At 71.3% G+C, this 12999-nt stretch carries 12 protein-coding genes; 5 read left to right on the top strand and 7 right to left on the bottom strand.

What is annotated here, in order from left to right:
* Positions 1-65: 65 nt before the first annotated feature.
* Genes K6I33_RS21215 through K6I33_RS21200 form a run of 4 tightly spaced genes read right to left on the bottom strand, consistent with a single transcriptional unit; the run spans position 66 to position 4496 of the window.
* Positions 66-1508 carry an FAD-binding oxidoreductase gene (locus K6I33_RS21215; RefSeq protein ID WP_229355202.1) on the bottom strand — a complete coding sequence of 481 codons (1443 nt, stop codon included), beginning with the start codon at positions 1506-1508 and terminating at the stop codon, positions 66-68.
* A gap of 5 nt (positions 1509-1513) precedes the next feature.
* Positions 1514-2320: an ABC transporter permease gene (locus K6I33_RS21210; RefSeq protein WP_229355200.1), complete on the bottom strand. Its 807-nt coding sequence runs from the start codon at positions 2318-2320 to the stop codon at positions 1514-1516.
* Positions 2320-3249, bottom strand: coding sequence for an ABC transporter permease (locus tag K6I33_RS21205; RefSeq protein WP_229355213.1), 930 nt, complete (start codon positions 3247-3249; stop codon positions 2320-2322). Before K6I33_RS21205 ends, K6I33_RS21210 begins: the two co-directional genes overlap by 1 nt.
* A gap of 2 nt (positions 3250-3251) precedes the next feature.
* Positions 3252-4496, bottom strand: a complete 1245-nt coding sequence (locus K6I33_RS21200) for an ABC transporter ATP-binding protein (RefSeq protein WP_229355198.1) — start codon at positions 4494-4496, stop codon at positions 3252-3254.
* Positions 4497-4855: 359 nt separating this feature from the next.
* Here K6I33_RS21200 and K6I33_RS21195 point away from each other — a divergent pair, with 359 nt between their 5' ends.
* Complete coding sequence (locus tag K6I33_RS21195; RefSeq protein ID WP_229355196.1) at positions 4856-5470, top strand: NADAR family protein; 615 nt, start codon at positions 4856-4858, stop codon at positions 5468-5470.
* Here the strand turns inward: K6I33_RS21195 and K6I33_RS21190 are convergent.
* On the bottom strand, positions 5416-6276 hold the full coding sequence (locus K6I33_RS21190) for a DUF4190 domain-containing protein (protein WP_229355194.1): 861 nt from the start codon (positions 6274-6276) through the stop codon (positions 5416-5418). The two genes, K6I33_RS21195 and K6I33_RS21190, sit on opposite strands and share 55 nt — an antisense overlap.
* Positions 6277-6404: 128 nt before the next feature.
* On the opposite strand from K6I33_RS21190, the gene K6I33_RS21185 reads away from it, so the two are divergent.
* Positions 6405-7427 (top strand): adenosine deaminase, encoded by a 1023-nt coding sequence (locus tag K6I33_RS21185; RefSeq protein WP_229355192.1) that lies wholly within the window; start codon positions 6405-6407, stop codon positions 7425-7427.
* Positions 7428-7455: 28 nt separating this feature from the next.
* Complete coding sequence (locus K6I33_RS21180; RefSeq protein WP_229355190.1) at positions 7456-8178, top strand: glycerophosphodiester phosphodiesterase; 723 nt, start codon at positions 7456-7458, stop codon at positions 8176-8178.
* Positions 8179-8190: 12 nt separating this feature from the next.
* On the opposite strand, the gene K6I33_RS21175 is transcribed toward K6I33_RS21180, so the two are convergent.
* A complete protein-coding gene (locus K6I33_RS21175) occupies positions 8191-9354 on the bottom strand; it encodes a spermidine/putrescine ABC transporter substrate-binding protein (protein WP_229355204.1) in 1164 nt (387 codons plus the stop codon).
* 131 nt (positions 9355-9485) lie between these two features.
* The gene (locus K6I33_RS21170) at positions 9486-10937 is read right to left on the bottom strand and encodes a gamma-aminobutyraldehyde dehydrogenase (protein ID WP_229355188.1); all 1452 of its coding nucleotides are present in this window, start codon (positions 10935-10937) and stop codon (positions 9486-9488) included.
* Positions 10938-11104: 167 nt separating this feature from the next.
* Between K6I33_RS21170 and K6I33_RS21165 the strand changes: the two genes are divergently transcribed.
* Together K6I33_RS21165 and K6I33_RS21160 are read left to right on the top strand one after the other, a co-directional pair.
* Complete coding sequence (locus K6I33_RS21165) at positions 11105-11608, top strand: Lrp/AsnC family transcriptional regulator (protein ID WP_229355185.1); 504 nt, start codon at positions 11105-11107, stop codon at positions 11606-11608.
* Positions 11593-12972, top strand: coding sequence for an aspartate aminotransferase family protein (locus K6I33_RS21160; protein ID WP_229355183.1), 1380 nt, complete (start codon positions 11593-11595; stop codon positions 12970-12972). Before K6I33_RS21165 ends, K6I33_RS21160 begins: the two co-directional genes overlap by 16 nt.
* Positions 12973-12999 lie beyond the last annotated feature (27 nt).

The following is a 12999-nucleotide window of genomic DNA, read 5'->3' as shown; positions in this document are numbered from 1 at the left end:
CCCTCCCCCGGCTACCGCTGGGAGGTGCCCCCAGCCCTGCGGAACGTTTGCCCACCAACCACTGACTAACTGTCGAAGCCCAGCCCCACCTTGTCCATGGCCCGCAGCCAGAGGTTGCGGTGGCCGCCGTTGGTGTCGGCCCGCGTCATCGCCCACTGCGTGATGCCGATGCCCACCGACCGGACCGGCTCCGGCGGGAACGGGAGGGGCTTGCTGCGGACCATCTCCAGCTCCGTGCGCTCGGTGCGCGCGCCGGAGAGCAGGTCCAGCATGACGTCCGCGCCGAAGCGGGCCGCGCCGACGCCGAGCCCCGTGAAACCCAGCGCGTAGGCGACGCGGCCGCCGTGGGCGGTGCCGAAGAAGGCGGAGAAACGGGAGCAGGTGTCGATGGCACCGCCCCACGTGTGCGAGAAGCGCACCCCCTCCAGCTGCGGGAAGCAGCGGAAGAAGTGCTCGGCGAGGCGCTGGTAGGTGGCCGGGTGGTGGTCGTACTCGGCCCGTACGCCGCCGCCGTAGCGGTAGACGATGTCGTAGCCGCCCCACAGCACACGGTTGTCCGCCGTCAGCCGGAAGTAGTGGAAGTGGTTGGCGCTGTCGCTCAGCCCCTGGCGGCGGCGCCAGCCGACGGAGGCCAGTTGCTCCTCGGTGAGCGGCTCGGTCATCAGCGCGTAGTCGTAGACGGGGGCGATGTACGGGCGGAGCCGCCGGACCAGGGAGGGGAAGGCGTTGGTGCCGAGTGCGGCGTGGCGGGCGAAGACCCTGCCGTAGGGGGTGCGGACGGCGACGCCGGCGCGGCGGGAGGAGAGCTCGGTGCCGGGGGTGTGCTCGTAGATCCGCACACCGAGATCGAGGCAGGCTCGCCGCAGGCCCCAGGCGAGCCTGGCGGGGTGGAGCATGGCGACGCCGGTGCGGTTCCACAGGCCGGCGAGGAAGGTCGGGGAGTCGGCCTCGGCGCGCATGGCGTCGCGGTCGAGGAAGGTGTGGCCGGTGACGCCGAGGGCCGCGGCCTGCTCGGCGGCCTCGCGGAGCTCCTGGACCTGGTGGGGGGCGGTGGCCACGTCGATCTCGCCGGTGCGTTCGAAGTCGCAGTCGATGCCGTGGCGGGCGAGGGTGGCCTCGATGCCGTCGAGGTTGCGGTGGCCGAGCTCCTCCAGCGTGCGGAGCTCGGCGGGCCAGCGGGCGTGGCCGTTGGCCCAGCCGTGGGTGAGGGAGGCGGCGCAGAAGCCGCCGTTGCGGCCGGAGGCGGCCCAGCCGGTCCGGCGGGCCTCGATGAGGACGACGTCCCGGCCGGGGTGGCGCTCCTTGGCCAGGAGCGCGGTCCACAGTCCGGAGTAGCCGCCGCCGACGACGAGCAGGTCGCAGTGCTCGTCGCCGGCGAGCGCGGGGAGCGCCTCCGGCCGGGAGGGGTCGTCGAGCCAGTAGGGGCGGGGAGTTGCGGCGGCGAGTGCTTTTACGGCGGGGGTCCGGGGGTGTCCCCCGGGATTTCGCGGTGCGGCACCGACGGCCATGGTTCTCAGCTCCTTCTCGGGCGTCTCCCGACGAGCTGGCCGACGAGGACGCACAGCACGGCGATGGCGAACATCGCCGTTCCGATGACATTGATTTGCACGGGAGTGCCCCGTTGTGCGGATCCCCAGACGTACATGGGGAAGGTCACGGTCGAGCCGGCGTTGAAGTTGGTGATGATGAAGTCGTCGAACGAGAGCGCGAAGGAGAGCAGTGCTCCGGCGACGATGCCGGGGGCGGCGATGGGCAGGGTGACCTTGCGGAAGGTCTGCCACGGGGTGGCGTAGAGGTCCTGGGCGGCCTGTTCGAGGCGCGGGTCCATGCTCATCACACGGGCCTTGACGGCGGTGACCACAAAGCTCAGGCAGAACGTGATGTGGGCGATGAGGATGGTCCAGAAGCCGAAGCTGACGCCCATGTTGAGGAAGAGGGTCGCCAGGGAGGCGGCCATGACGACCTCGGGCATGGCCATCGGCAGGAAGACCAGAGTGCCGGCGGAGGTGCGGGCCCGGAAGCGGTAACGGGCGAGCGCGAAGGCGATCGCGGTGCCCAGGAGGGTGGCGCCGACGGTCGCCCACAGGGCGATCCACAGGCTCAGCGAGAGCGAGCCGCACAGGTCGGCGACGCCGCAGGGGTGGGTCCAGGCGTCGGTGGAGAAGCGCTGCCACTCGTAGTTGAAGCGGCCGTTGGGCTTGTTGAACGAGAAGACCGTCACCACGACGTTGGGCAGGATCAGGAAGGCGAGGGTGGCCAGCCCGGCGATGACGACCAGGTTCCGGCGCAGTCCGCGCGCGAGGCGGGTCAGCGGTGCCATCAGACCAGTTCCTCCGTCCCGGACTTGCGGATGTAGACGGTGACCATGGCGAGGATCGCGGCCATGAGGAGGAACGACAGGGCGGCCGCCGTCGGGTAGTCGAGGACTCGCAGGAACTGGGACTGAATGACGTTGCCGATCATCTTCTGGTCGGTGGAGCCCAGCAGTTCGGCGTTGATGTAGTCGCCCGTGGCCGGGATGAAGGTCAGCAGGGTGCCGGCGACGACGCCCGGCATGGACAGCGGGAAGGTCACCTTGCGGAAGGTGGTCAGCGGCCGGGCGTAGAGGTCGCCGGCGGCCTCGTGGAGGCGGCTGTCGATGCGTTCGAGCGAGGCGTAGAGCGGCAGGATCATGAAGGGGAGGAAGTTGTAGGTCAGCCCGCAGACCACGGCGAGCGGGGTGGCGAGCACGCGGTGGCCCTCGGTGACGCCCAGCGCGTCGGTGACGGCGAGGACGTGGAGCGCGTCGAGGGCGCGGACGACGGGGCCGCCGTCGGAGAGGATCGTCTTCCAGGCGAGGGTGCGGATCAGGAAGCTGGTGAAGAACGGCGCGATGACGAGCACCATCAGGACGTGGCGCCAGCGGCCCGCGCGGAAGGCGATCAGGTAGGCGAGCGGGTAGCCCAGCAGGAGGCAGAGCGCGGTGGCGGTCGCGGAGTAGGCGACGGAGCGCAGGAACTGCGGGTAGTACTCGGTCAGGGCGTCCCAGTAGGTGGCGAAGTGCCAGGTGACCTTGAAGCCCTCTTCGAGGGAACCGGTCTGTACGGACGTCGAGGCCTGGTAGACCAGGGGGGCCACGAAGAAGACGAGCAGCCAGAGGGCGCCGGGAAGCAGCAGCCAGTAGGGGACGCGCTTCCTGCGGAGGACGGCCTTGTGGAGGGCGCCGTCGGCGGGGGGTGCGGGAGGGTGGTCGGCGGTGGTGGTCGTCATCGTCACGTAGCCGCCTCTCGCGCGTCGGTGCCCGCCTCGACGAGGTCCGTGCCCGCCTCGACGAGGTCCGTGCCCGCCTCGACGAGGTCCGTGCCGGCCTCGTCCGGCGTTCCGGCGGTCACGGCCTGGGCCGCGTCCAGGCCGAAGCCGTGGCCGGGGTTCCAGTGCAGGACCACGTCGGCGCCGGGGACCAGGCGCGGGTCGCGCTCGATGTTCTGCTCGTAGACGGACAGGCCGGACGCGGCCGGGCTGTCGATCAGGTACTGGGTGGAGACGCCGATGAAGCTGGACTGGGCGATGCGCCCGGCGAGGCGGTTACGGCCGTCGGGAATGGCGCCGGCGTCGTCGGCGTGGGTGAGCGTGATCTTCTCCGGCCGTATCCCGACCAGAAGCTTCTCGCCCACGCGGGCGGTGGCTGTACATCGTGTCCCGGGAAGGGTGAGTTTGGTATCGGAGACCCGCAGAAGGACGTCGTCGCCGGAGGTGCCCACCACGTCGGCGGTGATGAGGTTGGAGGTGCCGAGGAAGTTGGCGACGAAGGTGGTGCGCGGCGTCTCGTAGAGGTCGGCGGGGGCGCCCATCTGCTCGACGCGTCCGGCGTTCATGACCGCGACCGTGTCGGCCATGGTCATGGCCTCCTCCTGGTCGTGGGTGACGTGGATGAAGGTGATGCCGACCTCGGTCTGGATGCGCTTGAGCTCCAGCTGCATCTGGCGGCGCAGCTTGAGGTCGAGGGCGCCGAGGGGCTCGTCGAGGAGGAGGACGTCCGGGTGGTTGATCAGCGCGCGGGCGACGGCGACGCGCTGCTGCTGGCCGCCGGAGAGCTGCTGGGGCTTGCGACGCGCGTAGTCGCCGAGCTGGACGAGGTCGAGCATCTCGTCGACCTGCTTGCGGACGGACTTGACGCCGCGCCGGCGCAGGCCGAAGGCGACGTTCTCGTAGATGTCCAGGTGGGGGAAGAGCGCGTAGCTCTGGAAGACGGTGTTGACGGGCCGCTTGTACGGAGGCAGGGAGGTGACGTCGCGGCCGCCGAGCTCGACGGTCCCGGTGGTGGGCTCCTCCAGGCCGGCGATCATGCGCAGCGTGGTGGTCTTGCCGCAGCCGGAGGCTCCGAGCAGGGCGAAGAAGGAGCCCGCGGGCACGGAGAGGTCGAGCGGGTGCACGGCGGTGACGTCGCCGTACGCCTTGCTGATGCCGGTGAGGCGGACGTCGGTGCCGGTGCTGCCTGTCGTGGCGAAAGCCGTCATGGTCGTGGGTCCAGTGGGTTCGTGGGGAGGACGCAGAACACGTAACAGTGACACACGATGGGGTGTGGTCTCATACGGGCCATGCCGCGCTCGGGTCCCGGGCGGCCGCTCGCGGTGCCGGATCGTCGGTCCATCGCGCACTCCTCACCGGGCCCGGGCGTCGGGGCGGGTGTGGTTCCCACGGGATTGGTTGCCGATCCTGGCAGAGCAATCGGCTTGCGACAAGGGATTCCGTCGCCATCATTTAACGGGACGACGGATTCGGTGCGGCTCCCTCGACGGCCACCCGGCCCCGGGCGGGGCGGTTGTCAGTGGTCGTCGCCACACTGGTCCAGGGAAGGAACGGGGGAGGAGACAACATGATCACGTCAGGTGCGGGTGTCGCCGACGGGCCGCGCTCGGTCGAGGAACTGACCGCGGCCGCGGCCCGCGGTGAGCGGCTGAAGTATGTGTACTTCTGGGGGCACCGGCCGCGCCGGGACGGCTCCGTGGGGCCCGGCTGCTTCAGCCAGTGGTGGCCGTCGCCGTTCACGGTGGACGGCACGGTCTACGCGACGGCCGAGCACTGGATGATGGCCGGGAAGGCGCGGCTGTTCGGCGACGCCGAGGCCGAGGCCCGGGCGCTCGCGGCGGGCCATCCCAAGCAGGCCAAGGACGCGGGCCGCGCGGTGCGCGGCTTCGACGAGGAGGTGTGGCGCCGCCACCGCTTCGCCCTGGTCGTCGAGGGCAGCGCGCACAAGTTCGGGCAGCATCCGGAGCTGAGGGAGTATCTGCTGGGCACCGGGGGCCGGGTGCTGGTGGAGGCGAGCCCGCTCGACCGGGTGTGGGGCATCGGCCTGGCCGTCGACGACGAGCGGGCCGGGGATCCGGCCCGCTGGAACGGGCTCAATCTGCTGGGCTTCGCCCTGATGGAGGCGCGTCAGCGGCTGGCGGCGGGCACCAGCGGCCCGGGGCCGGGCGGCACGGCCATATAGGCGCCGTAGGTGGCGTCGTCGGGGTTGTCGTCGCCGGCCGGGCCGGTGCTCTCGCGCGCCCCCAGCGTGATGAAGACGACGAGCATCGCGGCCGTCAGCAGCAGCGCCACCCCGCCCAGGATCAGCCCGGCCAGCGCCTGGCCGCCGTTGGTCGCCTCACCGGTGTTGGCCTTGCTCCGGCCGATCGCGCCGAAGACGATCGCCATCACCCCGATGACGACGCCGAAGACGACCGTCCAGCACGCCAGCACGCCGATGATCCCCAGCACGAGGGAGGCCACGCCGAGGCCGTTGTTGGGCACTCGCCCCGCGTGCGGCCAGCCCTGCCCGTAGCCCGGGGCGCCCCAGCCGTAGTGGCCGGTGCCGTAGGCGGTCTGCCCGTAGGGGCTCTGGGCGTAGGGGCCCTGGGCGTACGGTCCGGCCGCGCCCGGTACGCCGTAGGGCGCCCCCGGCTGCGGCGGGAGCCCCGCCTGCGGGTAGCCGTACGGGCCGGGCGGGTACGCGCCGGGGGTGCCCGGCCCGGTGGGCGCGAGGGGCACGGGAGGCACGGCGCCCGGCTCTGGGGCGGGCGGCGCGGCGGGAAGACCGGCGGCAGGCCCGTCAGCAGACAGTCCGGGAGCGGACGGTCCGGGCACGGCCGGTCCAAGGGCGGCCTGACCGGAGACGGACGGTCCGGGAACGGGCCCCGCGGGCGGCGGCACCGGCGGGGTGCCGGGCTTGTCGAGCGGCACACGCCGCTCCGGCGGAGCCCAGGGATCACCGTCCCGGCGCTCCTGCTGCACGTACGCGTCGTCCTTCTCGGACATGGCCCTCCCCACTCGATACCCCGTCATGCTAAGGCCTGAGCACGGCTGCGGCGGCATCCGCGCATACGATGATCGGCACGCCGTTGACCCGGACGGACCGAACGACCCGAGCAGCCCTGGAGGCCAGCATGTCCGCACTCGACTCGTTCATCGCGGGGCTCCCCAAAGCGGAGTTGCACGTCCACCACGTGGGGTCGGCGTCCCCGCGCATCGTCGCCGAGCTGGCGGCCCGGCACCCCGACTCCCCCGTGCCCACGGACCCCGAGGCGCTCGCCGACTTCTTCACCTTCCGTGACTTCGCGCACTTCATCCAGGTCTACCTCTCCGTCGTCGACCTGATCCGTGACGCCGAGGACATCCGGCTGCTGACCTTCGAGGTCGCCCGTGACATGGCCCGGCAGAACATCCGCTACGCCGAGCTGACCGTCACCCCCTACAGCTCCACCAAGCGCGGCATCCCGGACGTCGCCTTCCTGGAGGCCATCGAGGACGCCCGCAAGGCCGCGGAGTCGGAGCTGGGCGTGGTGCTGCGCTGGTGCTTCGACATCCCCGGCGAGGCGGGCCTGGAGGCGGCCGAGGAGACGGCCCGGATCGCCTGCGACCTGGGGGCCGACGGCCTGGTCTCCTTCGGGCTCGGCGGGCCCGAGATCGGCGTGCCCCGCCCCCAGTTCAAGCCCTACTTCGACCGGGCGATCGCCGCCGGCCTGCACAGCGTGCCCCACGCCGGCGAGACCACCGGCCCGCAGACCATCTGGGACGCGCTCACCGAGCTGCGCGCCGAGCGCATCGGCCACGGCACCAGCGCCCCCCAGGACCCGAGGCTGCTGGCCCACCTCGCCGAGCACCGCATCCCGCTGGAGGTCTGCCCCACCTCCAACCTGGCCACCCGCGCGGTGACCGACCTGGAGCTCCACCCCATCAAGGAGATGGTCGCCGCCGGTGTGCTGGTGACCGTCAACAGCGACGACCCGCCCATGTTCGGCACGGACCTCAACACCGAGTACGCGGTCGCCGCCCGGCTGCTGGACCTGGACGCGCGGGGCGTCGCGGTGCTCGCCAGGAACGCCGTCGAGGCGTCGTTCCTGGACCCGGCGGGCAAGGCCGCGCTGGCCGCCGAGATCGACGCGTACACCGCCGCCTGGCGCGGCTGACGCCCGCGTGCCCGTCACAATGAGGCCCATGGTCTCCACGGACTCCGTCGCCCCGCGCACCCCGGCCGCCTGCGTCGCCGTCGCCCACCGCGGCGATCCGTACGTCCACCGCGAGAACACCCTGCCCTCGGTCCGCTCCGCGCTGCGGGCGGGCGCGGGCGCGGTGGAGATCGACGTCCGGCTGACCGCCGACGGGGTGCCCGTCCTGCTGCACGACGCGACGCTGGGGCGGCTGTGGGGCCACGAGCGGGCCCTCTCGGCCCTGTCGGCGGCCGAGCTGCGGGGGCTGACCGGGGGCGGGGTGCCGACGCTGGCCGAGACGCTCGACGCCACGGCGGAGGACCACGGGGCGCGGCTGTTCGTCGACCTGCCGGACCCGTCGGCGGCGGGCGCGGCCGTCGCCGAGGTGCGGTCCGCCGGCGCCGGGGACCGGGTCTACTACTGCGGCTCCCCCGCCGCCATGCTCGCCGTCCGGCGGGCCGACCCGGACGCCGAGATCGCGCTGACGTGGACCACGCTCGCCCCGCCGCGCCCGGCGCTGCTCGCCGGGGTGCGCCCGCACTGGCTCAACTACCGCTTCGGGCTGGTGAGCGAGGAGCTCGTCGCCCGTGACCACGCGGCGGGCTATCTCGTCTCGGCCTGGACCGCCGACACCCGGTGGACCATGCGCCGGCTGCTGCGCGCGGGCGTGGACTCGATCACCACCAACCGCGTGGGCGCCCTGCGCTCACTGCTCCCGCCCCGGGACTGAGGCGGCCGGGGCTCAGAGCCCGACGATCTCGTTCCACTCCTTGGTGAAGGCGGGGCGCTCCTTGGCCGACATGTCACGGGCGGTCGAGAGCCGCTTCCTCATGTCCTCGGTGGGGAAGACCAGCGGGTTCTCGGCGAGCTCGGCGAGCTCCTTCTCCTTGGAGGAGGCGAGGACCTCGCGCGCGGCCGGCACCGGGCAGACGTAGTTGACGGCGGCGGCCAGCCGGGCGGCGACCTCGGGCCGGTAGTAGTAGTCGATGAGCCGTTCCGCGTTGCGCTTGTGGGCGGCGAGGTTGGGGATCATCAGGCTCTCGGCCCACAGCTCGGCGCCCTCCTGCGGGACGACGAACTCGATGTCGGGGTTGTCGGCCTGGAGCTGGATGATGTCGCCGGAGTAGGCCTGGCAGGCCAGGACGTCCCCGGAGGAGAGGTCCTTGATGTAGTCGTTGCCGGTGAAGCGGCGGATGTGGCGCTTGCGGACCAGGGTGCGCAGCTGGTCCGTCATCCGGTGGAAGTCGTCGGCGGTCCAGCGGGTGACGTCGGCGCCGTTGCCCAGCATCAGCAGCGCGAACGCCTCGTCCATGCCGGCGAGCAGGGTGACCTTGCCGCGCAGGTCGCCGGCCCACAGGTCGGAGGTGTGGCGGATCTCGCGGCCGAGCTTCTTGCGGTTGTAGGCGATGCCGGTGATCCCGGACTGCCAGGGCACGGTGTGCAGCCGGCCGGGGTCGAAGGAGGCCCCGCGCAGCAGCGGGTCGAGCTCGCGGGCGACGTGGGGCTGGGCGGCGCGGTCCATCTCCTGGACCCAGCCCAGGCGGACGTAGCGGGAGGCCATCCAGTCGCTGACGACGATGATGTCCCGGCCGGTCCGCTGATGGTTCATCAGGGCCGGGCTGATCTTGCCGAAGAACTCGTCGTTGTCGTTGATCTCCTCGGTGTACTTCACCGAGATCCCGGTGCTCTTCTCGAAGTCGTCGAGGGTGGGCCGCCGCTCCGGGTGCTTCTCGTCGGTGTCGATGTAGAGCGGCCAGTTGGCGAAGGCGAGCCGGTGGTCGCGCTCGGAGCGGTCCGGGGCGGACCGGTCGCGCGGGGCGACGTAGGCGGCGGGGACCCCGCATCCGGCGAGCGCTGCGGCCCCGGCGCCGGCGCCCAGCGCGCGCAGCAGGGAACGGCGGGACAGGGGCTTCACGGGCGTCTCGCATTCGGGGGACGTGCGGGGCGGGGGGTGCGGGCCGGTCGGCCGGGCGTCGATGATACGCGCACACGCGTACGGAACGTACGCGTGTGCGCGAGCCCGCCCCGCGCGCGGGCTCAGCCCAGCGACGTCATGACGTGCTTGATGCGGGTGTAGTCCTCGAAGCCGTAGGCGGAGAGGTCCTTGCCGTAGCCGGACTTCTTGAAGCCGCCGTGGGGCATCTCGGCGACCAGCGGGATGTGGGTGTTGATCCACACGCAGCCGAAGTCGAGGGCCTTGGACATCCGCATGGCCCGGCCGTGGTCCTTGGTCCACACCGAGGAGGCGAGCGCGTACTCGACGCCGTTGGCGTAGGCGACGGCCTGCTCCTCGTCCGTGAAGGACTGGACGGTGATCACGGGGCCGAAGACCTCGTGCTGGATGATCTCGTCGTCCTGCTTGAGGCCGGAGACGACGGTCGGGGCGTAGAAGTAGCCCTTCTCGCCGACGCGGTGGCCGCCGGCCTCGACCTTGGCGTGGGCGGGGAGCCGCTCGATGAAGCCGGTCACCTGCTTCAGCTGGTTGGCGTTGTTGAGCGGGCCGTAGAGGACGTCCTCGTCGTCGGGCTGACCGGTCTTCGTGTCGGCGGCGGCCTTGGCGAGGGCGGTGACGAACTCGTCGTGGATCGACTCGTGGACGAGGACGCGGGTGGCGGCCGTACAGTCCTGGCCGGCGTTGAAGTAGCCGGCGACGGCGATGTCCTCGACGGCCTTGGCGATGTCGGCGTCCTCGAAGACCACGACGGGGGCCTTGCCGCCGAGCTCCAGGTGGACGCGCTTGAGGTCGCGGGAGGCGGACTCGGCGACCGACATGCCGGCGCGCACGGAGCCGGTGATGGAGGCCATGGCGGGCACCTTGTGCTCGACCATCAGGCGGCCGGTGTCGCGGTCGCCGCAGATGACGTTGAAGACGCCCTTGGGGTGGCCCAGCTCCTCCAGGACCCCGCCGATGATCTCGGCGAGCAGGACGGTGGAGGCGGGGGTGGTGTCGGAGGGCTTGAGGACGACGGTGTTGCCCGCGGCGAGCGCCGGGGCGAACTTCCACACGGCCATCATCATCGGGTAGTTCCACGGCGCGACCTGCGCGCAGACGCCGATGGGCTCACGGCGGATGATGGAGGTCATTCCCTCCATGTACTCACCGGCGGAGCGGCCCTCCAGCATCCGGGCGGCGCCGGCGAAGAACCGGATCTGGTCGACCATCGGGGGGAGCTCTTCGCTGCGGGTGAGCGCGAGCGGCTTGCCGGTGTTCTCCGACTCGGCGGCGATCAGGTCCTCGGCGCGCGCCTCGATGGCGTCGGCGATCTTGAGCAGGACCTTCTGGCGCTCCCCGGGCACCAGGTCGCGCCAGGCGGGGAAGGCCGCCTCGGCGGCGGCCATGGCGGCGTCGACGTCGGCCGCGCCGGACAGCGGGGCGGTGGCGTAGGCCTCTCCCGTGGCCGGATTGACGACCTCGGTGGTCCGCCCGTCGGCGGCGTCACGGAACTCGCCGGCGATGTAGTTGCGCAGGCGGCGCGGCTCGGTGGTCACGATGTGCCACCCCTTCTGTCGGATGTACCAGTCGCTGAGACGCCCAGCCTAGTCACTGAGGTGACGCTTTCGGCAGACCCATCACACAGGAACGACGGAATCAGTGTTTCCGGCGGCCTTCAACAACGGATTTCATCGCTCAGGGGTTGCCACGCCACCGAGTCCTCATGCACAGTGGGGATGTGGCCACTCGTAACCCCGAAGCGAAGAGCGTGGCCGGCGCGCAGCCGGTCGACGCCGTCTCCCTGGCGATCATCGAGCAGCTCCAGGAGGACGGCCGCCGCCCCTACGCGGCGATCGGCAAGGCGGTGGGACTGTCCGAGGCGGCGGTCCGCCAGCGCGTGCAGAAGCTGCTCGACCAGGGCGTGATGCAGATCGTCGCCGTCACCGACCCCCTCACCGTGGGACTCCGGCGCCAGGCCATGATCGGCATCAATGTCGAGGGAGACCTCGACCCGGTCGCGGACGCCCTGACCGCGATGGACGAAGTGGAGTACGTGGTCGTGACCGCGGGCTCCTTCGACCTCCTCATCGAGATCGTCTGCGAGGACGACGACCATCTCCTCGAAACGATCAACAAGCGGGTCCGGACCCTGCCCGGGGTCCGCTCCACGGAGAGCTTCGTCTATCTCAAGCTCCGCAAACAGACCTACACATGGGGAACCCGATAGCCGTGAGCAAGGACCTCAGCAGGACGGCGTACGACCACCTGTGGATGCACTTCACCCGCATGTCGTCGTACGAGAACGCCCCCGTGCCCACCATCGTGCGCGGCGAGGGCACCTACATCTACGACGACAAGGGCAAGCGCTACCTCGACGGTCTCGCCGGCCTGTTCGTGGTCCAGGCCGGCCACGGCCGCGCCGAGCTCGCCGAGGCGGCGAGCAAGCAGGCGCAGGAGCTGGCCTTCTTCCCGGTGTGGAGCTACGCCCACCCCAAGGCGATCGAGCTCGCCGAGCGGCTGGCGCACCACGCCCCCGGGGACCTCAACAAGGTCTTCTTCACCACCGGCGGCGGCGAGGCCGTGGAGACCGCGTGGAAGCTGGCGAAGCAGTACCACAAGCTCACGGGCAACCACGGCAAGTACAAGGTGATATCGCGGAACGTCGCCTACCACGGCACCCCGCAGGGCGCCCTGTCCATCACCGGGCTGCCGGCCCTGAAGGCGCCCTTCGAGCCGCTGGTGCCCGGCGCGCACAAGGTGCCCAACACCAACATCTACCGGGCGCCCGTCCACGGTGACGACCCGGAGGCCTTCGGCCGCTGGGCCGCCGACCAGATCGAGCAGCAGATCCTCTTCGAGGGCCCGGACACCGTCGCCGCCGTCTTCCTGGAGCCCGTGCAGAACGCGGGCGGCTGCTTCCCGCCCCCGCCCGGCTACTTCCAGCGGGTCCGCGAGATCTGCGACATCTACGACGTGCTGCTCGTCTCCGACGAGGTCATCTGCGCCTTCGGCCGGCTGGGCACCATGTTCGGCTGCGAGAAGTTCGGCTATGTGCCGGACATCATCACCTGCGCCAAGGGCATGACGTCGGGCTACTCCCCCATCGGCGCGGCGATCGTCTCCGACCGGATCGCGGAGCCGTTCTTCAAGGGCTCCAACACCTTCCTCCACGGCTACACCTTCGGCGGCCACCCGGTCTCCGCGGCCGTGGCGCTCGCCAACCTCGACATCTTCGAGCGCGAGGGCCTCAACCGGCACGTGCTGGAAAACGAGGCCGCCTTCCACGCGACCCTGTCGAAGCTCCACGACCTGCCGATCGTCGGCGACGTGCGCGGCAACGGCTTCTTCTACGGCATCGAGCTGGTGAAGGACAAGGCCACCAAGGAGACCTTCAGCGGCGAGGAGTGCGAGCGTCTGCTCTACGGCTTCGTGTCGAAGAAGCTCTTCGAGAACGGCCTGTACTGCCGGGCCGACGACCGCGGCGACCCGGTCGTCCAGCTGGCCCCGCCGCTGATCTCCGGCCAGTCGACGTTCGACGAGATCGAGCAGATCCTGCGGGACGTCCTCGCGGAGGCCTGGACGAAGATCTGACCACCCCCACCCCCCACCCCCCTGTCA

The organism is Streptomyces sp. UNOB3_S3 (assembly GCF_020740895.1).
In the GTDB taxonomy this organism is placed as follows: domain Bacteria; phylum Actinomycetota; class Actinomycetes; order Streptomycetales; family Streptomycetaceae; genus Streptomyces.
This window is presented reverse-complemented; position numbering and strand designations above follow the sequence as displayed.

Excerpts from the sequence above, each read along its gene's own strand:
- K6I33_RS21215 (WP_229355202.1), bottom strand. The coding sequence starts at position 1,508 with ATGGCCGTCGGTGCCGCACCGCGAAATCCCGGGGGACACCCCCGGACC.
- K6I33_RS21210 (WP_229355200.1), bottom strand. The coding sequence starts at position 2,320 with ATGGCACCGCTGACCCGCCTCGCGCGCGGACTGCGCCGGAACCTGGTC.
- K6I33_RS21205 (WP_229355213.1), bottom strand. The coding sequence starts at position 3,249 with ATGACGACCACCACCGCCGACCACCCTCCCGCACCCCCCGCCGACGGC.
- K6I33_RS21200 (WP_229355198.1), bottom strand. The coding sequence starts at position 4,496 with ATGACGGCTTTCGCCACGACAGGCAGCACCGGCACCGACGTCCGCCTC.
- K6I33_RS21195 (WP_229355196.1), top strand. The coding sequence starts at position 4,856 with ATGATCACGTCAGGTGCGGGTGTCGCCGACGGGCCGCGCTCGGTCGAG.
- K6I33_RS21190 (WP_229355194.1), bottom strand. The coding sequence starts at position 6,276 with ATGTCCGAGAAGGACGACGCGTACGTGCAGCAGGAGCGCCGGGACGGT.
- K6I33_RS21185 (WP_229355192.1), top strand. The coding sequence starts at position 6,405 with ATGTCCGCACTCGACTCGTTCATCGCGGGGCTCCCCAAAGCGGAGTTG.
- K6I33_RS21180 (WP_229355190.1), top strand. The coding sequence starts at position 7,456 with ATGGTCTCCACGGACTCCGTCGCCCCGCGCACCCCGGCCGCCTGCGTC.
- K6I33_RS21165 (WP_229355185.1), top strand. The coding sequence starts at position 11,105 with ATGCACAGTGGGGATGTGGCCACTCGTAACCCCGAAGCGAAGAGCGTG.
- K6I33_RS21160 (WP_229355183.1), top strand. The coding sequence starts at position 11,593 with ATGGGGAACCCGATAGCCGTGAGCAAGGACCTCAGCAGGACGGCGTAC.